Here is a 20,435-nt window from a genome sequence, read left to right as displayed (position 1 = left end):
GGTGCTCAGCCCTCGACGGGGAGCACGAGCAGCCGCAGCAGGCGGTCGGCCTCGGCGTCGGGGTCCGCGGTCAGGCCGGTGTGCACCGGGCCGGGCTGGACGACGGTGCTGCGCGGCGCGGTGAGCCACCGGAACCGCGAGCCCAGCGCCTCCCGGCCGGCGGCCCCGGCGGCGGGGTCGGCGGAGCAGACGTCGGCCGCGGCCTGCAGCGCCCGGCCGATCGCGCGCGGGTCGGCGGTCGGGTCCAGCGCCCGCAGCCGGTCGACGTCGAGGTGCACGCGGCTGCCGAGGTAGTCGCGCTGCCGGCAGTAGACGAGGACGCCCGCGTTGAGCGCCTCGCCGCGCTCCACCCGGGGCACCACGCGCAGCACCGCGTACTCGAAGGTCTCCCGGCTCACCGCTGGCTCACCCCGGGCGGGGGTGGCGGGCCGAGCCAGGCGGGCCGGTTCTCCCCGCGCGGCGCCCGGCGGCGGCCGCCGCCCGCGGCGGCCGCGGTGACCAGGCCGGGCAGCCAGGCGTCGCGGGCGCCGAGCCGGGCCAGGAGCTGGGCGACGTAGCGCTCGCGGACCTCGCCCGGTGTCTCCTCCGGCGAGGGGCCCTCCAGCCAGCCGTCGGGGACGCGGGCGAGCACCGACTCCAGCAGCGGCCGGGTCACCCGGCCGGCGAGGGCGGCGTCGGCGGCTCGCACGTCGGGCCCGCACTCGACGAGCGCGTGCTGGGAGGCGTCGTAGGGCCGGGCGACGGCGGCCTGCGCACCAGGCCAGTGGTGGTGGAAGGTGAGCGCGGCGCCGTGGTCGATGAGCTGCAGCCGGCCGTGCCAGGACAGCATGTTCGGGTTGCGCCAGGAACGGTCGACGTTGCCGACGAGCGCGTCGAACCACAGCACCCGCCCGGCCAGCTCGGCGTCGACGCCGTCCACGCCGGCCTCGAAGTCCAGCGCGCCGGGCAGGTAGTCCAGGCCCAGGTTGAGCCCGGCCGAGCGCTGCAGCAGCTCCTGCACCTCGGGGTCGGGCTCCCCCACCGCGAGCTCCGGGGCGACGTCGACGGTGACCAGCGCGGGCACCGGCAGCGCCAACGCGCGGGCGAGCTCGCCGCACAGCACCTCGGCCACCAGCACCCGCACGCCCTGGCCGGCGGCGCGCCACTTCACGACGTAGGTGCCGAGGTCGTCGGCCTCCATGAGCCCCGGCAGCGAGCCACCCTCGCGCAGCGGGGTGACGTAGCGGGTGGCGGTGACGGCGGGCAGCACAGTGCCGGACAACCTACGCCGGTCCACACTGGGGACATGGGCCTGTTCCGGGCCGCGTCGCCCGAGGGCCTGCGCGACGCGCCGTTCACCTACGCCGAGGTCGGCGGCACCCGCGCGGAGCGGATGCCGGCCGGCTACCAGCACGGCGAGTGGCGGGAGGTCGTCGGCTCGGGCCGGGAGACCCTCGAGCGGGTCGCCGCCGCGATCCTCGACTGGACGCCGCAGCGCAGCGTCGGCCTGCGGGTGCGCGCCACCGGCTCGCCAGGCGAGGTGGGCACCGTCGTCGTGCTGACGGCGGGGCTGCCGCGGCTGGGCTACGACATCCCGTGCCGCGTGGTGTGGGCGTCGACGACCGGCGACGAGCGGGGCTTCGCCTACGGCACGCTGCCCGGCCACCCCGAGGCCGGCGAGGAGTGCTTCACCGTGACGCTGACGCCGGCCCGCGAGGTCGTCGTCGCCCTCCGGGTGTTCTCCCGGCTGGCCACGCCGGCGGCGCGGGCGGTGCCGCCGGTCGCCCGGTTCGTGCAGGGGCTGGCGACGCGGCGCTACCTGGCGTCGCTGCGGCGGGCGGCCACCGCCGACGCGACGCGCTCCACCAGGTCGCCGGGCACCGGGCGCCCGTAGCGCAGGTGGACGGCGTCCTTCCCGGAGCGCAGCGGCGCCACCTCGGCCTCGAGCCCGGCGTCCAGGACCGGGACGGGGTACAGCGCCGCGTGCCTCTTCCACGCGGCGTAGTGCAGGCCGTAGCGGGAGCCGAGCATCGCGGCGGGCATGCCGTAGCGGATGGTCTCCGTGGCGCCCGGCATCCCGCGCAGCACGGCGGCGCGCACCTGCTCCAGCACCTCCCGGGCCTCGGGCGGCAGGGCGGCCAGGTACTCCTCGACGGTGGCGGGCGCGGTCACGCAGCGGATCGTGCCGCAGCCGATGAGTCCGCGGCACTCCCCCGGTCACCCCTGCATGGGACCGGCCGGGGACGTGGAGCGGGTGGTGGCCGCCGCGGTGGCCGCGGGCGAGGTGCCGGGCGCCGCCTGGTGGGCGTCGCGCGGCGGTGAGGTGGCGCGGGGCGCCGCGGGCGCGCACACGCCCGGCGGGGACGACCGCCTGACGCCGGACGCCGTCTTCCGGATCGCCTCGACCACCAAGCCGGTGGTGGCCGTGGCCGCGCTGACGCTGGTCGACGACGGCTCGCTCGACCTCGACGAGCCGGTCGACCGGCTGCTGCCGGAGCTGGCCGGCCGCCGCGTGCTGGCCGACCCCGCGGACGCCGCCGCGGGCACCGTCCCCGCCCGCCGGCCGGTCACCGTCCGCGACGTGTTCACGTTCCGCCTCGGTCTGGGTCTCGACTTCACCGCGCCCTGGCCGACGCCGACGGTCGCCGCGCTGGAGGCCGCGGGGCTGCCCGCCGGCCCGCCGGCGCCGCAGACCCTCCCCCCGCCCGACGAGTGGCTGCGCCGGGTGGCCTCCGTGCCGCTCGCGCACCAGCCGGGCGAGCGCTGGCTCTACCACGTGGGCGCGCAGGTGCTCGGCGTCCTGGCCGCCCGCGCCGCCGGCCGGCCGCTGCCCGCCCTGCTGGCCGAGCGCGTCCTGGAGCCGCTCGGCATGACCTCCACAGGCTTCGCCGTCCCGGACGGCGCCCGCGACCGGTTCGGCCCGCACTGGACGCCGCAGGACGACGCCGGCACGCGGCAGGTGTACGACCCCGCCGACGGCCAGTGGAGCCGCCCGCCCGCCTTCCCCGACGGCGGCGCCGGGCTGGTCTCCACCGTCGACGACCTCGCCGCCCTCGCGGGCGTGCTGCTCGCCGGCGGCGCACCGGTGCTCCGCCCCGGCACGGTGCGGGCGATGCTCACCGAGCAGGCGGGCCCGGTCGACGACGAGGGCGGCGGCTGGGGGCTGAGCCTCGGCGTGCGGCGCGAGGACGAGCCCGGTGGCCGGCACGCCGGCTCCTTCGGCTGGGACGGCGGCCTCGGCAGCTCGTGGTGGAGCGACCCGGTCACCGGCACGACGGCGGTGCTGCTGACCAACCAGATGTGGGCCTCGCCCGCGCCGCCGCCGGTGTTCGAGGCGTTCCGCGCGGCCGCCTTCGGCCCGCGCTGAACGGCTCAGACGTCGCGGCGCTCCAGCAGCACCGCGCCGGCCGCCCAGGCGCCCGCCGCCCACGCCCCGGCCACCGCCAGCCCCACCGGCCAGGTGGTCGGCACCGCCAGGAAGGAGTCCTCGCCCACCCGCAGCGACGGCAGCGCCTGCGACAGCAGCTCCGCCGTCCGCCCGCCGGCGATGGCGAGCGCGGGCGGGCCCACGAACACCAGCGCGATGCCCAGCCCGAGCGCCCCCGCCGTCGAGCGCAGCACCGCGCCGAGCCCCGCGGCGAGCACCGTGACCAGCACGGCGCCGGCCACCTGCAGCCCCGCCGCGCGCAGCACCTCCGGGTCGCCCGGCGACACGCCCCCGGGCACCGCGACGAGCGTGCGCGCGGCCAGCACGCAGCCGGCCACCAGCAGCACGGTGACCACCGCCGCCCAGGCCGTGACGACGGCGGTCTTGGCGGCCAGCAGCCGGGTGCGGCGGGGCACCGCGACCAGCGACGACAGCGCCATCCCGCCGAACTCCGACGTCACCGCCAGCACGCCGAGGACGACGAGCACCACCTGCCCGAACGCGAAGCCGGTGAGCACCACGCCGACGGCGGAGTCCGCGGTCGGCGCGCTCCGGGTGGTCGCCGCGGCCAGCCACGCGAACGAGCCGACGACCAGCACGTACACCGCGGTGCACCACCAGGTGGAGCGGAGCGTGCGCAGCTTGGTCCACTCGCTGCGCAGCACCGCCGTCAGCGGGACCCTCACGCCGCACCCGCCCGGTACTCGACGTCCGCCCCGGTCAGTGCGAGGTAGGCGGCCTCCAGCGAGGCGACCACCGTGGTCAGCTCGTGCACCGGCACGGCCGCGGCGAAGGCGACGTCACCGACGGCCGCCGCGCCCAGCCCCTCCACCCGCAGCGCGCCGTCGACCTCCAGCGACACCGCGGCCCCGGCCCGGCGCAGCGCCGCGGCCAGCAGCGGGCCCTGCGGGCTGCGCACCCGCACCGACGCCCCGCGACCGAGCAGGTCGGCCATCGCGACGTCGGCCAGCAGCCGGCCGCGGCCGAGCACGACGAGGTGGTCGGCGGTGTCCTCCATCTCGCTCATCAGGTGGCTCGACACCAGCACCGTGCGGCCCTCGTCGGCCAGGTCGCGCAGCAGCTCGCGCACCCAGCGGATGCCCTCGGGGTCCAGGCCGTTGACCGGCTCGTCGAGCAGCAGCACGTCGGGGTCGCCGAGCAGCGCGGCGGCGATGCCCAGCCGCTGCCCCATGCCGAGGGAGAACCCGCCGACCCGCTCGTGCGCCACGGCCCCCAGCCCCACGAGGTCGACGACGGCGTCCACCCGGGCGGCGGGCAGCCCGTTGCTCTGCGCCAGCGCGAGCAGGTGCGCGTACGCGGAGCGGCCGGGGTGGCGGGCGCGCGGGTCGACCAGGGCGCCCACCCGGCGCATGGGCACGTCGAGCTCGCGGTAGGGCACGCCCAGCACGGTCGCCGTCCCGGCGGTGGGGCGGGTGAGCCCGAGGACGCAGCGCATCGTCGTCGTCTTGCCCGAGCCGTTGGGGCCGAGGAAGCCGGTCACCCGGCCCGGCCGCACGGTGAAGGAGACGTCGTCGACGGCGACCCGCGTCCGGTAGCGCTTGGTCAGCCCCTCGACCTCGATCACGCCGACAGTGTGGCGACCGCTGCCGGCCGGCCGGCGGAGGCGCCGCCGGTGTCAGTCCCCGGCGTCGGCCGCGGCGCGCTCCCGCTGCAGCAGCTCCTTGCTGCGCACCAGCCGCAGCAGCGTGACGACCAGCAGTCCGCCGGCCATGTTGAGCAACGTGACGTACCAGAACCAGGCGAGCCACTCGCCGTAGCCGAACGGGGCGGTGCCGGTGTGGATGGCGCCGAACACCAGCAGCGTGTCCAGGACGGAGTGGAACAGCTGCAGCCCGGCGAGGACGAAGGCGCCCGCCACCGCGGCGACGATCTTCGCGCCGTCGGCCGAGGTGCCGTTCTGCATCCGGGTCATCAGCGTGATGACGACGCCGCCGAGGAAGGCCAGGCACACCGCGCGCAGGTCCAGCGGCGACTCGACGAAGTGGCGGGCCGACTCGACCAGCGTCGGGCCCAGCTCGGGGAACGCGTGCGCCACCACCCACATGAACGCCCAGCCGCCGACGAGGTTGCCCACCAGCGTCCCCGACCACAGGCGCGCCAGCTGTCCCCAGCTCGCCCGCCCGGCGACCACCGCGGTGACCGGCAGCAGGAAGCCCTCGGTGAACAGCTCGCTGCGGGCGAGCAGGAGCGCGACGAACCCGACGGAGAAGGCGAGGCCGGCGAGCAGGTGGCTGCCCGTCTCGGCGTAGACCGCCACGAGCGCGAGGACGCCGACCGACACCTCCAGGCCGCCGGCCAGCCCCGTGGTGAGCACCTCGCGCCAGGTGCGGTGCAGCCGCTGCGCCCCCTGGCCCACCACCCGGTCGAAGGCCTCGACCAGCTCGTCCTCGGCAGGGGCGTCGGTGTCGCCGAGCTGGACGCGGCGCTGGTCGGTCACCGCGCGCACCTACCCTCGGCGTCGTGTCCTCACCCGATCCGATCGTGACGCTGCACCTGTGGGGCGTCCCCGGACGGGCGGTGCCGCGGGCGGCGCTGCGGATGGCGTCGGTGCGCCCGGCGCTGGCCCGCACGCCAGGCCTGCGCTTCGCCAAGCTGCTGGGCACCGGCGACGGGCGGACCTTCACCGTCCGCGACGCCGACCCGCGCCGGTGGGGCCTGCTCGCCGTGTGGGACGACGAGGCCGCCGCCGACGCGCTCGACGACGGCCCGGTGGCGGCGTCCTGGCGGCGGATCGCCGACGAGGAGTGGGCGGCGCGGCTGCGCCCGCTGGCCGCGCGGGGCCGCTGGTCGGGGCGCGAGCCGTTCGGCAGCCCCCGGCCGCGGCGCTGGGACGGGCCGGTGGCGGCGGTGACCCGCGCCCGGCTCGTGCTGCGCCGCGCGGCCCGGTTCTGGTCGGCGGTGCCGCCGGTGTCGGCCGACCTGCACCGGGCGCCCGGCCTGCGGATGGCCGTCGGGATCGGCGAGGCGCCACTGGGGCTGCAGGGCACGTTCAGCGTCTGGGACTCCTCGGCGGCCCTGAACGCCTTCGCCTACGACCGCCCCGAGCACGCCGCCGTGGTCGAGCGCACCGCCCGGGAGGGCTGGTACGCCGAGGAGCTGTTCGCCCGGCTGGCGGTGCTGTCCTCGCGCGGCACGGTCGACGGGGTGGACCCGACGGCCGGCTGAGCCGCCGGCCGGGTCACAGCCGCGGTCACAGCCGCACGAAGAGGTGGACCTCCTCGCGGTCGTCGCCGGGGGCGAGCCGGATCGCGCCGGGCATCCGCCCGAACTCCTGGTAGCCGAGCCCCGCGTAGAACGCCTCGAGGCCGTAGCCGCCGCGCACGGTCAGGTGCAGCATCTCCAGGCCGCAGTCACGCGCGGCGGCGTGCACGCCGGTCATCAGCGCCCGGCCCAGCCCCTGCCCCTGCCGGGACGGGTGCACCTGCACGCGCAGCACCGTCGCCCAGTGCCGGCGCAGCGGGCTGACCGACAGCGACAGCACCGCCCAGCCGGCCAGCTCGCCGTCAGCCCGCAGGACGACGACCCGCTCCCGGCCGGTGGCCGCCCGCGCGACGAGCGCGTCGAGGACCGGTGCGACGTCGTCGCGGGTCACCGGCGGCACGAAGCCGACCGCCCCGCCGGCGTTGCTGACGTCGGTCCAGCAGGCGAGCAGCTCCTCGCGCAGCTGCGGGTCGACGGCCTCGACGGCGGTGACCTCGGTCGACGGCGGGGCTGCGCGCATGCCCCCGATCATCGTCCGCGACGCAGGTCACGGACCGTCCGGGGGCCGGTCAGCCGGACGTGCCGCTGGGACCGAAGCGCTCCACCCGGATGTCGGGGGCCGGCACGCCCATGCCCACGAGGAGCTGGCTGGCCGCCTCGGCGAACGGCGTCGAGCCGCACACGAAGGCCGTCTGGCCGGGTTCCCACAGGGGCACGAGGTCGGCCGCGGTGAGCCGGCCGGCCGGGCGGATGCCGGAGGCCTCCCGCGTGGTGACCACCAGGGCGCCGGCGTCGCGCAGCTCGTCGGCGTAGGGCAGCTCGGCGAGCGTGCGGGTGGAGACGGCGACGCGCAGCAGGTCGGTGCGGCCGAGCTCCCGCGCGGTGCGCAGCATCGACACGAACGGCACGACGCCGGTGCCGCCGCCGACGAGCAGCGCCGGCTCGTCGCCCTCCCACACGAACCAGCCGCCGATCGGGCCGCGCACCTCGAGGGTGTCGCCGGGCTCGACGACGTCGGCCAGGTAGCCGGAGACCTCGCCGTCGTCGAGCCGCTCGACCAGCAGCTCGACGAGCGGGTCGCCGGGCGAGGAGGCCAGCGAGTACGAGCGCTGGGCGCGGTAGCCGTCCTCGGCGGTGAGCCGGACGACGTAGTGCTGCCCGGCCAGGTGGTCGACCCGGTCGGGCACCTCCATCCGCAGCCGGACGGTGCGCGGGGTGGGCCGGGCCACCTCGCGCACCGTCGCCGTCCGCCAGCCGCCGGCCGGTGCGCGCAGCCGGCGCGGTGACGTGCCGTCCGGCCCCGCTGCAGGGGCCCGCCGCGAGCCTGCGAGCGGTGGGGGGCAGCGGGGTCCTTCGTCAGTCACCCTGGTAGCGCTGCTCGCGCCACGGGTCGCCCCGGTCGTGGTAGCCGTTCTGCTCCCAGAAGCCCTGCTGGTCGCGCTGCAGGAGGGTCAGCCGGGTGACCCACTTGGCGCTCTTCCAGAAGTAGAGGTGCGGCACGAGCAGCCGCACGGGCCCGCCGTGCTCGACCGGCAGCGGCGCCCCGTCGAACTCCCAGACGATCCACGCCTTGCCGCCGATGACGTCCTCGAGCGGCAGGTTGGTGGTGTAGCCGGTCTTCGACGTCGCCATGACGAAGTGCGCGTCGGCGGTCGGCCGGGCGGCCTCGAGCAGGGTGTCGACGCTGACGCCGGCGAAGTGGGTGTCGAACTTCGACCAGGTCGTCACGCAGTGGATGTCGCCGCGGTAGTCCGAGGGCGGCAGCCGGTGCACGTCGTCCCACGTCCAGCTCGTCGGGTTCTCCACCCGGCCGTCGACGCTGATGCTCCAGGTCTCGGGGGCGATGCGCGGGGTCGGCTCGGCGGTGAGCACGGGCCAGTCCTTCCCCACGTCGTACTGGCCGGGGGGCAGCCGCGGGTCGCGCTCACGCCTGCTGCGGCCGAGGAAGCCCCGGGTCGGTCCTGCCACGCGTCCTCCTCCGTCCGGATGGTCCTGCGGACACGCTGCCATGCCCGGCGGGCGGACACCAACGTCCTGACCTGGGCTGAGGTTCCCCTTACATGAGGTGAGTCACTGCGTGTTCACGTGGCCGTAAAGGGGTAACGGAGCCTAACTTTGATGCCGTGGTGACGGTGACGAACTCGGGCCAGCGGCGGACCCCGAAGGTCGCGAAGACCAGCTCGGTCGCGAAGAAGGCCGTGATGGCGGTCAGCGGGATCATCCTGGTCCTGTACCTGATCGCGCACATGGTCGGGAACCTGAAGCTCTTCGCGGGCGCGGAGACCTTCAACGGCTACTCCGAGTGGATCCGGCGGATCGGCGAGCCGGCCGTCCCGGGCCAGACGGTGCTGTGGATCATCCGCGTCGTCCTGCTCGTGGCCGTGGTCGCGCACGCCTGGGCCGCGGTGTCGCTGTGGCGGCAGGCCAAGCGGGCCCGCCCGACCCAGTACGTCGCTCGCAAGGCGGTCGCCCAGAGCTACGCCTCGCGCACCATGCGCTGGGGCGGCGTGATCCTGGCGCTGTTCATCGTCTACCACCTGCTCGACCTCACGTTCGGCGTCGCGAACCCCGCCGGCCACGACGCGACCCCGTACGACCGGGCGATCGCGGGCTTCTCCAACCCGTTCGTCACCGCGGTCTACGTCGTCGCCCTGCTCGCCCTGGGCTTCCACCTGCGCCACGGCGTCTGGAGCGCCACGCAGACGCTCGGCCAGAGCAACAAGACGCGCGAGCGCACCGTCAACGCCTTCGCCACGGTGTTCGCCGTGGTGCTGACCGCGGGCTTCCTGATCCCGCCGCTCAGCGTCCTCGTCGGCATCATCGAGTAGGAGCACTCGTCATGGCCCTCGACCTCTTCACGCTCGGCGAGCCCGTCGCCGACACCAAGGCCCCCCGCGACGTCCCGATCGGCGAGCGCTGGAGCGAGCGCCGCTTCCGGGCGAAGCTGGTCAACCCGGCCAACCGCCGCAAGCTGACCGTCATCGTCGTCGGCACCGGGCTGGCCGGCGGCTCGGCCGCCGCCACGCTCGGCGAGGCCGGCTACAAGGTCAAGTCGTTCTGGTACCAGGACAGCCCGCGCCGCGCCCACAGCGTCGCCGCGCAGGGCGGCATCAACGCCGCGAAGAACTACCGCAACGACGGCGACTCGGTGCACCGGCTGTTCTACGACACGGTCAAGGGCGGCGACTTCCGCGCCCGCGAGAACAACGTGCACCGGCTGGCCGAGGTCAGCGTCAACATCATCGACCAGTGCGTCGCCCAGGGCGTGCCCTTCGCCCGCGAGTACGGCGGCCTGCTCGACAACCGCTCCTTCGGTGGCACCCAGGTGTCGCGGACGTTCTACGCCCGCGGCCAGACGGGCCAGCAGCTGCTCTACGGCGCCTACCAGGCCCTCGAGCGGCAGATGGCGGCCGGCACGGTGGAGCAGTTCCCGCGCACGGAGATGCTCGACCTGATCGTCGTCGACGGCCGGGCCCGCGGCATCGTGGCGCGCGACCTCATCACCGGCGAGATCACCACCCACTTCGCCGACGCCGTCGTGCTCGCCACCGGTGGCTACAGCAACGTCTTCTACCTGTCCACGAACGCCAAGGGCTCCAACGCCACGGCGATCTGGCGGGCGCACAAGCGGGGCGCGCTGTTCGCCAACCCCTGCTACACGCAGATCCACCCGACCTGCATCCCGGTGCACGGCGAGTACCAGTCGAAGCTCACGCTGATGAGCGAGTCGCTGCGCAACGACGGCCGCGTGTGGGTGCCCAAGGAGCGCGGCGACACCCGCGACCCGCGGCAGATCCCCGAGGCCGAGCGCGACTACTACCTCGAGCGGATCTACCCCTCGTTCGGCAACCTGGTCCCCCGCGACATCGCGTCGCGGCAGGCCAAGAACGTCTGCGACGAGGGCCGCGGCGTCGGCCCCAACGGCCTGGGCGTGTACCTCGACTTCGCCGAGGCGATGGAGCGGCTGGGCCGGCCGGCCATCGAGGCCAAGTACGGCAACCTCTTCGACATGTACGCCCAGATCACGGGTGAGGACCCCTACGAGGTCCCCATGCGGATCTACCCGGCCGTGCACTACACGATGGGCGGTCTGTGGGTCGACTACGACCTGCAGTCGAACATCCCCGGCCTGTTCGTGATCGGCGAGGCCAACTTCTCCGACCACGGCGCGAACCGGCTCGGCGCCAGCGCCCTCATGCAGGGCCTGGCCGACGGCTACTTCGTGCTGCCGAACACGATCAACGACTACCTGGCCTCCGGCCCGTTCGAGAAGGTCGACCCGCAGCACCCGGCCGCGCTCGAGGCGCTCGAGGGCGTCCGCGCGCAGACCGAGAAGCTGCTGTCGATCAACGGCAACCGGACCACGGCCTCCTTCCACCGCGAGCTCGGCCGCCTGATGTTCGACCTGTGCGGCATGGAGCGGTCGGAGGAGAGCCTGCGCAAGGCGCTCGACCGGATCCCCGAGATCCGGCAGGAGTTCTGGACCAACGTGAAGGTCCCCGGCGAGGCCGGGCGCTTCAACCAGAGCCTGGAGCACGCCGGCCGCGTCGCCGACTTCATCGAGCTCGCCGAGCTCATGTGCGTCGACGCACTGCACCGCAACGAGAGCTGCGGTGGTCACTTCCGGGCCGAGAGCCAGACCCCCGACGGGGAGGCCCTGCGCGACGACGAGAACTACGCCTACGTCGCGGCCTGGGAGTGGACGCCCGAGGGCGTCCCGCCGGTCCTCCACAAGGAGGACCTCGAGTTCGAGTACGTCCACCTCGCCCAGCGGAGCTACAAGTAATGAACCTCAAGCTGCGTGTCTGGCGCCAGCGGAGCGCCGCGGAGAAGGGCAAGATGGTGACCTACGAGGTCACCGACGTCTCCCCCGACATGTCCTTCCTCGAGATGCTCGACGTCCTCAACGAGCAGCTCATCCTCGACGGTGAGGACCCGGTCTCCTTCGACCACGACTGCCGCGAGGGCATCTGCGGGTCGTGCGGCGTCATGATCAACGGCCGCGCGCACGGCAACGGCCTGTTCGACAGCCACCCGCAGACGACCACCTGCCAGCTGCACATGCGGTCGTTCAAGGACGGCGACACGATCGACGTCGAGCCGTGGCGGGCGACGGCGTTCCCGGTCATCAAGGACCTCGCGGTCGACCGGTCGGCCCTCGACCGGATCATCCAGTCGGGCGGCTACATCAGCGCCCCGACCGGCACCGCCCCCGAGGCGCACTCGATCCTGGTGGCCAAGAAGGACTCCGACGCCGCGTTCGACGCCGCCACCTGCATCGGCTGCGGCGCCTGCGTGGCGGCCTGCCCGAACGCCTCGTCGATGCTGTTCACGTCGTCGAAGGTCGTGCACCTCGGCCTCATGCCGCAGGGCCAGCCCGAGCGCAACGACCGCGTGGTCAACATGATCCACCAGCAGGACCTCGAGGGCTTCGGCGGCTGCACCAACATCGGTGAGTGCTCCGTCAGCTGCCCCAAGGGCATCTCCATGGAGAACATCTCCCGGCTCAACCACGACCTGCTCGGCGCCCTGCGCGCCGGTGCGCGTCCCAAGAGCTGAGCACTCGCACCACCGCCGACGGGCGGGGACCCCCCGGGGGTCCCCGCCCGTCGCCGTTCCCGGGCAGTGGCGCCGCCTCGGTTGGACTGGCAAACTCACCCCGGTGACCGTCCCCTACGACCTGGCCGCCCTCCCGGGCCGCCCCTGCACGATCGCCGCCGCGCTGGAGCTGGTCGGCGAGCGGTGGTCGCTGCTCGTCGTCCGGGAGGTGTCGATGGGCAACCACCGCTTCAGCGACATCGCCCGCGGCACCGGCGCCCCGCGCGACCGGCTGACCGCGCGCCTCAACGCGCTGGTGGCGGCGGGCGTGCTGGAGCGGCGGCAGTACAGCGACTCCCCGCCCCGCTCGGGCTACCACCTGACGGCGTCGGGCCGGGACCTGCTGCCGGTGCTCCAGGCGCTGCTGCAGTGGGGCAACCGGTGGGCGGCCGAGGAGCCGCCGGTGCACCTGCACCACGCGCCGGCCGGGCACGAGGACCACGTCGTCGACGGCGAGTGGGTCTGCCGCACCTGCGGCGAGGCGGTCAGCCGCTCCCGGGTGGAGCGGGTGCTGACCCCCGTGGGGCGGGCGCTGTCCGGGCTGCCCGCCGAGGACGAGGAGAACCGTGAGCACTGACGCCGCCCCCGACGCCCTGCCGGCCGATGCGGTGGCCGACGCCGTGGCCGACGCCGTGGCCGACGCGCCCGCCTCCTGGGGCGACCCGCGCTCCCGCACGGTCACCTGGTGGGACCCGATGGTCACCGCGGCCGGCGGCCGGGAGCGCACGGGGCTGGAGGCGCTACAGGCGGTGCGCGACGGCCTGCTGCCGCCCCCGCCGATCGCGCAGCTGGTGCAGATGGACCTGACCGCCGTCGAGGAGGGCCGGGTCGAGTTCTCCTGCACCGTCGACGAGTCGGTCTACAACCCGATCGGCGCCGTGCACGGCGGGCTGGTGTGCACGCTGCTGGACTCCGTGGCGGGGTGCGCGGTGCACACGACCCTGCCGGCCGGCGTCGGCTACACGTCGATCGAGCTGAAGGTGACCTACCTGCGGGCGGTCACCCGCGCCAGCGGCCCGCTGACCGCCGTCGGCACCGTGGTCAAGCCCGGCCGCCGGGTGTCCTTCGCCGAGGGCCAGGTGTTCGACGCCGCGGGCAAGCTGGTCGCGACGGCGTCGAGCTCGCTGCTGGTCTTCCCGCTGCCGGCCTGACCTCAGCGGCGGCGGATCCGCACGTCGTCGGTGCACGTGGCGGTCGAGCGCAGCCGGCGGGCACCGACGCCGACCTCCTCGAGCCACTGCAGGGCCGACAGCTCGCCGGCCGTGCGGGCGTCGTCCTCCTCGCCGGGGCCGGGGTCGACGTGCACGACGACGCGGTGGCTGAACGCGGCGAGCGAGCCGTCGTAGGCGGTGCTCCCCCGCTCGGTGAACGACGAGGCGAACAGGTCGTGCTCGGCGGCGTGGTCGCGCAACCAGGCGCGGCGGTCGTCGTCGAGACCGTCGAGGACACCGCGGACGATCACGCGGTAGGTGCGGGTGGACACGGCGGGCGACGCTAGCCGCGCCCCGTCATCCGGTCACGCCGGTTTCCCCGCCGATCCGGTCGACGACGAGCTCGGGGACGACGTAGGGCTCCCCGGGCACCGCCCGCTCCGGGAAGTCGAAGACGGCGAGCATCGTCTGCACCGGGTAGTCGGGGGTGACCGCGACCTCGCGGACCGGGCGGCCGTCGACGGAGAACACCGCGCCGTCGGGCCGCCAGTCGACGGCGTAGACGTGCCACTCGGCGACGTCGATGCCGGGCCGCGGCGCGGCGAAGTCCTCGACCAGCCGCGGGTCGCGGAACGGGTGGGTGCCCATGCCGACGGCGGCGCCCTCGGCCGGGTCGACGGCGTCGCCGAACACCTCCATGACGCACAGCTCCCCGCACCGCTCGGGCACGTCCTCCAGCCCGACCAGCCACCAGGCGACCATCGACCGCGGCGTGACCGTGGCGCGGGCGCGCATCTCCAGCCGGCCGTACCGCGGCGTCCAGCCCCAGTGCGCCGGCTGCTCCTCGCGGACGACCGCGCCCGGCCGCACCGGCTGCTGCCCGACCGTGCTGCCGACCGGCCCGGAGAAGACGCCGGACTGGATGCCCGAGACCCGCAGCGGCGGGTGGTCGTCGGGGCACCACAGCGGCACGTCGTCGGGCAGCGACAGGTGCAGGCAGGAGTCGCGGACCTCGTACCGGGCCGCCGTCGCCGCCCGGGAGCTCCACTGCGGCAGGTAGTGCGGCACCCAGACGCCGAGGTCGAGCCCGGGCCCGTCGAAGTCGTCGGCGAAGTCGTCGGCGGAGTCGTCGGCGGGGGTCACCGGCTCTGCAGCGCGTCGAGCGCCACGGCCATGGAGGCGGCCACGCGGAAGTCCAGCCGCGGGTCGGGGACGGAGACCTCGTAGCGGTCGCGGATGGACTTGCGCCGCTCGACGACGAGCACCGGCTGCCCGGTCGCGGTGTCGGTGAAGTCGAAGTGGAAGACGAACGGCACCCAGACCTCGCCGAGGTACGGGATCAGGCCCCAGATGCGCCGCACGATCGCGAGCAGCGGGCGGCGCTCCCGGCCGACGGCGGTCAACCCCGGCACCGACAGGTCCCAGGTGGATCGCAGCAGGCTGGCCCCGAAGCGCTTGCCGAAGGTGCCGAGCACCTGGCCCTGCTCGTCGAACACGTCGTGGTGGGCGTGCACGTCCAGGCGCTGCCGCGCGCGGAAGGAGAACACCGGCCGGGTGCGCTGCTCGTCGGCGGTGAAGACCACCTCCTCCTTGAGCTTGAGGCGCTTCTGCTGGGCCATGGCCAGCAGCGGCCCCTCGCTGCCGTCGGGCTGCACGGCGCGCACCTCGTAGCGGTTCACCATCACGGTGATGCGCTGGTGCACGGTGAAGCGCGGCACCGCCATCGGGGCGGGCTGCCAGGTGTACGGCGCGGTCACGGGGGCTCCTCCGGGATGCGGGACTGGGCCCATCCTGGCCCCGCCGTCCAGAGACGCGCCGTGCGCGACCTGGTTGATCGGCAGAATCTCGCTCTCACCCGGCAGGCGCGCGACGCATGTGCCAGGGTCGGGACGGGGTGGAGCAGTTCCGCCCAGGAACGCGGAGGTCGTTGTGCAGCAGGAGAGCCGTCGTGTCGGCGTCGCCGTTGTCGGTCTCGGGGGTGCGGTCGCGACGACCGCGGTCGCGGGCCTGGAACTGCTCCGCATCGGTGCGGCCGGGACCGACGGGCTGCCGCTGGCCGGCCTGCAGGTGGCCGGCGGCCCGGTCGAGGAGACGACCGGCCTGGTCGGCTACGACTCCCTGGTCGTGCGCGGCTGGGACCTCGACGGCTCCGACCTGCGCAAGGCCGCCGAGCAGCACGCCGTCCTCGACTCCCGCCAGCTCGAGGAGGCCGGCCCGGCGCTGTCGGCGCTGACCCCCTGGCCCGCGGCCGGCGACGCCGACTTCTGCCGCAACGTCACCGGCGGCAACGTGGTGCTCGCCGAGACCCGCCGCGCCCAGGTCGACGCCGTCCGCGCCGACCTGCGCCGGTTCCGCGAGGAGGAGTCGCTCGACGGCCTGGTGCTGGTGAACCTCGCCTCCACCGAGCGCTGGCCCGACCCGACCGCGCCCTCGCTGCAGTCGCTGGAGGCCTTCGAGGCCGGCCTCGACGCCGACGACCGCGCGATCACCCCGGCGATGGTCTACGCCTACGCCGCGATCGCCGAGGGCGCCGGCTACGTGAACTTCACGCCGTCGCTGGCCGCCGACGTCCCGGCGCTGGTGGCCTTCGCCGAGCAGCGCGGCGTCCCGGTCGCCGGCAAGGACGGCAAGACCGGCCAGACGATGATGAAGACGGTGCTCGCGCCGGCCTTCCGCGCCCGCGCGCTGACCGTCGAGGGCTGGTACTCCACCAACATCCTCGGCAACCGCGACGGCCTGGCCCTCGACGACCCGGACTCGCTCAACAGCAAGCTGCAGACCAAGGGCAGCGTCCTGGACTCGATCCTCGGCTACCCGGTCGAGGACCACGTCGTGCGGATCGACTACTACCGGCCGCGCGGCGACCAGAAGGAGGCCTGGGACGCCATCGACCTGGTCGGCTTCCTCGGCCAGCGCATGCAGGTCAAGGTCGACTTCCAGTGCCGCGACTCGATCCTCGCCGCGCCGCTGGCCGTGGAGCTCGCCCGGCTCACCGACCTCGCGCAGCAGCGCGGCGAGGGCGGCGTGCAGCGTCAGCTCGGCTGGTTCTTCAAGGCCCCGATGACGGCCGACGGCAGCGTCCCGGAGCACGCGTTCCACAACCAGGAGACGGTGCTGCTCGACTGGCTGGCCGCCGGCGCCTCCTCCCGGTGACCGCGCTCGACAGCCCGGGGACGCTGACCGCGCTCGCCGGCCTGCGCCCGCTGCTCGGGGAGATCGGCGACGCCAAGCGGGTGCGGGTCGCCGGTGCGCCCGGCTCGCTGGCCGAGCAGGCGTTCACCCGCGCGTGGGCGCGGCTGGCCGGCGGCGAGGACGTCGAGTCGGTGGCGTTCTCCGAGACGGCGGCCGCCGTCGCCCGCGCCCGGCTGGCCGGCATCGACGCCGCCGTGCTCGCCGCCGCGGGGATGGGCGACGACGAGGTGACGGCGGTGCTGCGCCGCGCCTTCGACGAGGTCAGCGAGCCGCTCGACGGCGTCCTGCGCGAGCGGCTGCGCGCCACGCTCGGCCCGCTGCCCTCCCCCGGCGGCGCGCCCGCGCTGGCCGCCACGCTCAACGCGCAGCCCCGCGCCGGGGCCACCGCGCCCGGCGTCGCGCGGATCATGGTGGAGCCGCCGGAGAGCCACGGCGACCACTGCCTCACCGTCGCCGTGTACGGCGCGCTGGTGGCGCCGGTGGTGGACGCCGACCCGGTGCAGCCGTTCCTGCTCGGCCTCGCCCACCACCTGCACAACGTCGTCCTGCCCGACGCCGGGTTCGCCGGCGAGGTGCTGCTCGGCGACGCGCTGGAGCGCGTGATGACCACGCTGGAGGAACGCGAGCTCGCCGCGCTGCCGGGCGCCCTCGCCGACCGCGTCCGCGAGGTGCTGGCGCTGCGGCCGGGCGCCGACGTGCCGGAGGCGCGGGCGTTCCACGCCGCCGACGTCCTCGACCGCGTCCTGCAGGTGCACCACCACGCCCGGGCGGCGGCGTTCACCGCGTCGCAGGCGCTCGACGACCTCGAGCTCGTCCACGCCGGGCCGGTGCAGGCCTACCACCTCGACGTCCTGGCGGCGGCCGGGCTGTGACCGGCCTGCTCCTCGACGCGCCCGTCGTCGACGGGATCCCCTTCGCCCGGGCCGGGCGGGACGACCTGCGCGAGGAGGTCGCCGGGCTGCTCGCCGCCGGGGAGACCGACCGGGCGCGGGTGCTGCTGCTCGCCGACGCCGACGACTGGTGGACCGAGCCGCCGCCCCCGCCCGAGCAGCTGGCCCGGGTGCCGGCCGCGCGGACGCTGCGCGAGGCGATGGAGCTGCTCGGGATGGGCCGGGTGGCCGACTACTTCGCCCACCGCTGGTCCGACCCGACGCACCTGGCCGGGCTCGGGCTGCTGCAGGCGCACTGGCCGGGTGAGCGGCCGGTGGTCGACGTCGCGTGCGGGATCGGCGCGCACCTGCGCGAGCTGTCCCGCCGAGGCGTGCGCGACCTGCTCGGCGTCGACGTCGTGTGGGCGAAGCTGTGGCTGGCCCGGCGCTTCGTGTGCCCGGACGCCCGCTACGTGTGCGCCGACCTGACCGCCGCGCCGGACCTGCGGGTGGGCACGCCCGCCTACGTCATGTGCCACGACGCCTTCTACTTCCTGCGCGACAAGCCGGCCGCCGCCGCGGCGATGCGCGTCCTGGCCGGCGAGGGCGGCACCGTCGTCGTCGGGCACGCGCACGTGGCCGACCCGCACGGGGAGCCGCTGACGCCGGAGGGCTACGCCGAGGTGCTCGGCACCGGGCTGCTCTACGACGACGACGAGCTGACCCGCTCCCTGCTCGAGGGCCGCCCGCCGCGGCCGGCCCGGCCCGCCGACCTGCGCGCCCGCGAGGCGGTCGCGCTCGTGGCCGGCGACCCGCGCGGCCCGGCCCCCGTCGACCTCGGCGAGCCGCTGCCCCCGCTGGCGCCCAACCCGCTCTACCGCGACGGCGCGCTCACCTGGCCGAGCGAGCGCTACGCCGCCGAGTACGGGCCCCGCTCGTCGTACCTGCCCGAGCGCTGGCCGGACCCGCTGCCCGCCGACGCCGCGCGGCGCCGGCTGCTCGTCGACCTCCCGGAGGCCTGGTGACCGCGCCCGTCGGCTCGGGCACCGTCGGCTGGGGCATCGCCGGCTGCGGCTGGGTGGCCCGCGACCACGCGCTGCCCGCGCTGCTCGCCGTCGACGGCGCCCGCGTCGTCGCGCTGCACGACCTCGACCCGGCGGCGATGGCCCGGATGCCGGTCGAGGGCGCCGCCGCGACCACCGACCTCGCGGAGTTCCTCGCCACCCCCGGCCTCGACGCCGTCTACGTGGCCGTGCCGAACGCCGGGCACCGCCAGGTCGTCGAGGCGGTCGCCGCCGCCGGCAAGGCGGTGCTGTGCGAGAAGCCGCTGGCCGCCGACGCCGACGATGCGCAGGCGCTGGTCGAGGCGTGCGCGCGGGCCGGCGTGCTGCTCGGCACCGCCTACGACCAGCGCTGGCACCCCGCCCACGTGCGGCTGCGCGAGCTGGTGCCCGAGCTCGGCACGGTCACCGCCGTCCGGATCGTCTACTGCTGCTGGCTGCCCGGGGACTGGACGCCCGACGGCCGCCCGCACGACAACTGGCGGGTCGACCCGGCCCGCGCCGGCGGCGGCGCGGCGATCGACCTCGCCCCGCACGGCCTCGACCTCACCGGCACGCTGCTCGGCGAGGACGTCACGTCGCTGTCGGCGCTGCTGCAGACCCGGGTGCACGACTACGGCGTCGACGACGGCGCGCTGCTCACCGGCGCCACCGACTCCGGGGTGCTGGTGAGCCTGCACGTCGCGTTCAACACGCCCGACGAGCTGCCCCGCCGCCGCTTGGAGGTGGTCGGCACCCGCGGCATGGCGGTCGCCGTCGACACGATGGGGCAGACGGCGGGAGGCTCGCTGACGCTGTACTCCCCCGACCCCGTGGACGTGCCGTTCGCCGACACCCCGCCGTTCCGGGCGCAGTTCGCCGCCTTCACCGACGCGGTCGCGGGCCGCGCCCCCGCGACGACGGCCTGGCCCTACGACCCCGCCCGCGACCTCGCCCTGCACCGCCTGCTCCTCACCGCTCTCTCCGGAGGAACACCGTGAGCTCGCCCGACGTCCCCGGCGCCATCGACCGGGCCACCGACCCCGCCGCCGACGACGGCGCGCGGCACGGCACCAGCCAGGTGGACACCAACCCCTACCGCGGGCTGCTGCCCGACCTGCCCGCCTACGCCTGCACCAACTGCGGGCACTGGCAGCGCTGGCCCGCGCCCGGCCCGGTCGTGTGCCCGGTCTGCGCCGACGTGCGCAACGCGCTGCCCGAGCACGGCTTCGAGTTCGTGACCGACAAGCAGGCCGACGAGCTGGTCACCGGCTCCTGGCGGCCCGCCCCGGTCGAGGGCGTCACCGAGTTCGGCACCGAGCCGCGCTTCGGGCTGGACAGCCGCGGCTGGGTGATCGAGACCGACATCGGGCTCGTCGGCTTCGAGTGCGCCCCCTGGTACACCGCCGACATGCTCGCCGAGCTGCGCCGCATGGCCGCCGAGAAGGGCGGGTTCCCGGTGCTGGCGTCGTCGCACGTGCACGGCTACGGCGCGCTGTGGCAGCTGCAGCAGGAGCTCGAGCCGCGGGTGGTGTGCGTCAACGTGCACGACCTGGTGTGGACCAAGGCCTTCCGCGTCACCTGGCCGGCCGACGACGTCCTGTCACTCGCGCCCGACCTGACGCTGCACCGCACCGGCGGCCACTTCCCCGGGCACTCGGTGCTGCACGACTCCCGCCGCGGGATCCTGTTCTGCGGCGACTCGCTCAAGGTCGACCTCGACGACGCCGGCGACCCGGTCGCGCTCAGCGCGCACAAGGCCTTCCACGCGCAGATCCCGCTGTCGCACGGCGAGCTGCGGGAGATGCTGGCCGTCGTCGCGGAGCTGGACTTCGAGGTGGTCGCGACGCCGTTCGAGATGGTCCCGGGGATCACCACCGACAACGTCGTCCACCTCGTGCAGCGGCTGCTGTCGGGGCCGCCGGACGCCGCGCCCGTCCCGCTGGCCGAGCTGTGA

Annotated in this window: 25 protein-coding genes; 13 read left to right on the top strand and 12 right to left on the bottom strand. The window is 75.4% G+C overall.

Features of this window, described 5'->3' with window-relative positions:
- Window positions 1-5: 5 nt before the first annotated feature.
- The gene (locus tag BUE37_RS04020) at window positions 6-398 is read right to left on the bottom strand and encodes a DUF3037 domain-containing protein (RefSeq protein ID WP_073418744.1); all 393 of its coding nucleotides are present in this window, start codon (window positions 396-398) and stop codon (window positions 6-8) included.
- On the bottom strand, window positions 395-1,249 hold the full coding sequence (locus BUE37_RS04015) for a HipA family kinase (protein ID WP_073418743.1): 855 nt from the start codon (window positions 1,247-1,249) through the stop codon (window positions 395-397). Before BUE37_RS04015 ends, BUE37_RS04020 begins: the two co-directional genes overlap by 4 nt.
- A 36-nt stretch (window positions 1,250-1,285) precedes the next feature.
- Between BUE37_RS04015 and BUE37_RS04010 the strand changes: the two genes are divergently transcribed.
- Complete coding sequence (locus BUE37_RS04010; RefSeq protein ID WP_073418742.1) at window positions 1,286-1,873, top strand: DUF1990 domain-containing protein; 588 nt, start codon at window positions 1,286-1,288, stop codon at window positions 1,871-1,873.
- Here BUE37_RS04010 and BUE37_RS04005 read toward each other — a convergent pair.
- Window positions 1,795-2,151, bottom strand: coding sequence for an iron chaperone (locus BUE37_RS04005; protein ID WP_073418741.1), 357 nt, complete (start codon window positions 2,149-2,151; stop codon window positions 1,795-1,797). The genes BUE37_RS04010 and BUE37_RS04005 overlap by 79 nt on opposite strands.
- A gap of 55 nt (window positions 2,152-2,206) precedes the next feature.
- On the opposite strand from BUE37_RS04005, the gene BUE37_RS04000 reads away from it, so the two are divergent.
- The gene (locus tag BUE37_RS04000) at window positions 2,207-3,346 is read left to right on the top strand and encodes a serine hydrolase domain-containing protein (protein ID WP_073419549.1); all 1,140 of its coding nucleotides are present in this window, start codon (window positions 2,207-2,209) and stop codon (window positions 3,344-3,346) included.
- A 5-nt stretch (window positions 3,347-3,351) separates the two neighbouring features.
- Here BUE37_RS04000 and BUE37_RS03995 read toward each other — a convergent pair whose 3' ends face one another.
- Genes BUE37_RS03995 through BUE37_RS03985 form a run of 3 tightly spaced genes read right to left on the bottom strand, consistent with a single transcriptional unit; the run spans window position 3,352 to window position 5,864 of the window.
- A complete protein-coding gene (locus BUE37_RS03995; RefSeq protein WP_073418740.1) occupies window positions 3,352-4,092 on the bottom strand; it encodes an ABC transporter permease in 741 nt (246 codons plus the stop codon).
- Window positions 4,089-4,991 (bottom strand): ABC transporter ATP-binding protein, encoded by a 903-nt coding sequence (locus BUE37_RS03990; protein ID WP_073418739.1) that lies wholly within the window; start codon window positions 4,989-4,991, stop codon window positions 4,089-4,091. The genes BUE37_RS03995 and BUE37_RS03990 overlap by 4 nt, the downstream gene beginning before the upstream one ends.
- 51 nt (window positions 4,992-5,042) lie before the next feature.
- Window positions 5,043-5,864, bottom strand: coding sequence for a formate/nitrite transporter family protein (locus BUE37_RS03985; RefSeq protein ID WP_073418738.1), 822 nt, complete (start codon window positions 5,862-5,864; stop codon window positions 5,043-5,045).
- A 23-nt stretch (window positions 5,865-5,887) separates the two neighbouring features.
- Here BUE37_RS03985 and BUE37_RS03980 point away from each other — a divergent pair, with 23 nt between their 5' ends.
- Window positions 5,888-6,592 carry a monooxygenase gene (locus tag BUE37_RS03980; protein WP_073418737.1) on the top strand — a complete coding sequence of 235 codons (705 nt, stop codon included), beginning with the start codon at window positions 5,888-5,890 and terminating at the stop codon, window positions 6,590-6,592.
- A gap of 25 nt (window positions 6,593-6,617) precedes the next feature.
- Here the strand turns inward: BUE37_RS03980 and BUE37_RS03975 are convergent, their stop codons facing one another.
- From BUE37_RS03975 to BUE37_RS03965, 3 genes are all read right to left on the bottom strand, one after another.
- Window positions 6,618-7,148: a GNAT family N-acetyltransferase gene (locus BUE37_RS03975; protein WP_073418736.1), complete on the bottom strand. Its 531-nt coding sequence runs from the start codon at window positions 7,146-7,148 to the stop codon at window positions 6,618-6,620.
- A gap of 49 nt (window positions 7,149-7,197) precedes the next feature.
- A complete protein-coding gene (locus BUE37_RS03970) occupies window positions 7,198-7,857 on the bottom strand; it encodes an FAD-binding oxidoreductase (protein WP_245794275.1) in 660 nt (219 codons plus the stop codon).
- Between the two features lie 127 nt (window positions 7,858-7,984).
- Window positions 7,985-8,596 (bottom strand): sulfite oxidase-like oxidoreductase, encoded by a 612-nt coding sequence (locus BUE37_RS03965; RefSeq protein ID WP_073418735.1) that lies wholly within the window; start codon window positions 8,594-8,596, stop codon window positions 7,985-7,987.
- 155 nt (window positions 8,597-8,751) lie between these two features.
- Here BUE37_RS03965 and BUE37_RS03960 point away from each other — a divergent pair, with 155 nt between their 5' ends.
- The 5 genes from BUE37_RS03960 (at window position 8,752) to BUE37_RS03940 (ending at window position 13,377) form a co-directional block, all read left to right on the top strand.
- Entirely contained in the window at window positions 8,752-9,456 is a 705-nt protein-coding gene (locus BUE37_RS03960; protein ID WP_245794274.1) for a succinate dehydrogenase cytochrome b subunit, read from the top strand.
- 11 nt (window positions 9,457-9,467) lie between these two features.
- Complete coding sequence (locus BUE37_RS03955) at window positions 9,468-11,414, top strand: fumarate reductase/succinate dehydrogenase flavoprotein subunit (protein WP_073418734.1); 1,947 nt, start codon at window positions 9,468-9,470, stop codon at window positions 11,412-11,414.
- On the top strand, window positions 11,414-12,187 hold the full coding sequence (locus BUE37_RS03950) for a succinate dehydrogenase/fumarate reductase iron-sulfur subunit (RefSeq protein ID WP_073418733.1): 774 nt from the start codon (window positions 11,414-11,416) through the stop codon (window positions 12,185-12,187). Before BUE37_RS03955 ends, BUE37_RS03950 begins: the two co-directional genes overlap by 1 nt.
- Before the next feature lie 103 nt (window positions 12,188-12,290).
- The gene (locus BUE37_RS03945; RefSeq protein ID WP_073418732.1) at window positions 12,291-12,803 is read left to right on the top strand and encodes a winged helix-turn-helix transcriptional regulator; all 513 of its coding nucleotides are present in this window, start codon (window positions 12,291-12,293) and stop codon (window positions 12,801-12,803) included.
- Entirely contained in the window at window positions 12,793-13,377 is a 585-nt protein-coding gene (locus BUE37_RS03940; protein WP_245794273.1) for a PaaI family thioesterase, read from the top strand. Before BUE37_RS03945 ends, BUE37_RS03940 begins: the two co-directional genes overlap by 11 nt.
- 2 nt (window positions 13,378-13,379) lie before the next feature.
- Here BUE37_RS03940 and BUE37_RS03935 read toward each other — a convergent pair whose 3' ends face one another.
- Genes BUE37_RS03935 through BUE37_RS03925 form a run of 3 tightly spaced genes read right to left on the bottom strand, consistent with a single transcriptional unit; the run spans window position 13,380 to window position 15,134 of the window.
- On the bottom strand, window positions 13,380-13,709 hold the full coding sequence (locus tag BUE37_RS03935) for a DUF6204 family protein (protein WP_073418731.1): 330 nt from the start codon (window positions 13,707-13,709) through the stop codon (window positions 13,380-13,382).
- Between the two features lie 25 nt (window positions 13,710-13,734).
- The gene (locus tag BUE37_RS03930) at window positions 13,735-14,520 is read right to left on the bottom strand and encodes a glycoside hydrolase family 16 protein (protein ID WP_073418730.1); all 786 of its coding nucleotides are present in this window, start codon (window positions 14,518-14,520) and stop codon (window positions 13,735-13,737) included.
- Window positions 14,517-15,134: an LURP-one-related family protein gene (locus tag BUE37_RS03925; RefSeq protein ID WP_245794272.1), complete on the bottom strand. Its 618-nt coding sequence runs from the start codon at window positions 15,132-15,134 to the stop codon at window positions 14,517-14,519. The genes BUE37_RS03930 and BUE37_RS03925 overlap by 4 nt, the downstream gene beginning before the upstream one ends.
- 172 nt (window positions 15,135-15,306) lie before the next feature.
- Between BUE37_RS03925 and BUE37_RS03920 the strand changes: the two genes are divergently transcribed.
- The 5 genes from BUE37_RS03920 to BUE37_RS03900 are packed head-to-tail and all read left to right on the top strand — an operon-like array spanning window position 15,307 to window position 20,435.
- Entirely contained in the window at window positions 15,307-16,530 is a 1,224-nt protein-coding gene (locus BUE37_RS03920) for an inositol-3-phosphate synthase (RefSeq protein ID WP_073418729.1), read from the top strand.
- Window positions 16,527-17,441, top strand: a complete 915-nt coding sequence (locus BUE37_RS03915; RefSeq protein ID WP_073418728.1) for a hypothetical protein — start codon at window positions 16,527-16,529, stop codon at window positions 17,439-17,441. Before BUE37_RS03920 ends, BUE37_RS03915 begins: the two co-directional genes overlap by 4 nt.
- Window positions 17,438-18,463: a class I SAM-dependent methyltransferase gene (locus BUE37_RS03910; protein ID WP_073418727.1), complete on the top strand. Its 1,026-nt coding sequence runs from the start codon at window positions 17,438-17,440 to the stop codon at window positions 18,461-18,463. The genes BUE37_RS03915 and BUE37_RS03910 overlap by 4 nt, the downstream gene beginning before the upstream one ends.
- Window positions 18,460-19,479 (top strand): Gfo/Idh/MocA family protein, encoded by a 1,020-nt coding sequence (locus BUE37_RS03905; protein ID WP_073418726.1) that lies wholly within the window; start codon window positions 18,460-18,462, stop codon window positions 19,477-19,479. Before BUE37_RS03910 ends, BUE37_RS03905 begins: the two co-directional genes overlap by 4 nt.
- Window positions 19,476-20,435, top strand: coding sequence for an MBL fold metallo-hydrolase (locus BUE37_RS03900; protein ID WP_245794271.1), 960 nt, complete (start codon window positions 19,476-19,478; stop codon window positions 20,433-20,435). The genes BUE37_RS03905 and BUE37_RS03900 overlap by 4 nt, the downstream gene beginning before the upstream one ends.

Origin of the sequence: Geodermatophilus nigrescens (assembly GCF_900129495.1) — a bacterium.
GTDB classification, from domain to species: Bacteria; Actinomycetota; Actinomycetes; order Mycobacteriales; family Geodermatophilaceae; genus Geodermatophilus; species Geodermatophilus nigrescens.
This window is presented reverse-complemented; position numbering and strand designations above follow the sequence as displayed.

Excerpts from the sequence above, each read along its gene's own strand:
- BUE37_RS04010 (WP_073418742.1), top strand. The coding sequence starts at position 1,286 with ATGGGCCTGTTCCGGGCCGCGTCGCCCGAGGGCCTGCGCGACGCGCCG.
- BUE37_RS04000 (WP_073419549.1), top strand. The coding sequence starts at position 2,207 with ATGGGACCGGCCGGGGACGTGGAGCGGGTGGTGGCCGCCGCGGTGGCC.
- BUE37_RS03975 (WP_073418736.1), bottom strand. The coding sequence starts at position 7,148 with ATGCGCGCAGCCCCGCCGTCGACCGAGGTCACCGCCGTCGAGGCCGTC.
- BUE37_RS03955 (WP_073418734.1), top strand. The coding sequence starts at position 9,468 with ATGGCCCTCGACCTCTTCACGCTCGGCGAGCCCGTCGCCGACACCAAG.
- BUE37_RS03950 (WP_073418733.1), top strand. The coding sequence starts at position 11,414 with ATGAACCTCAAGCTGCGTGTCTGGCGCCAGCGGAGCGCCGCGGAGAAG.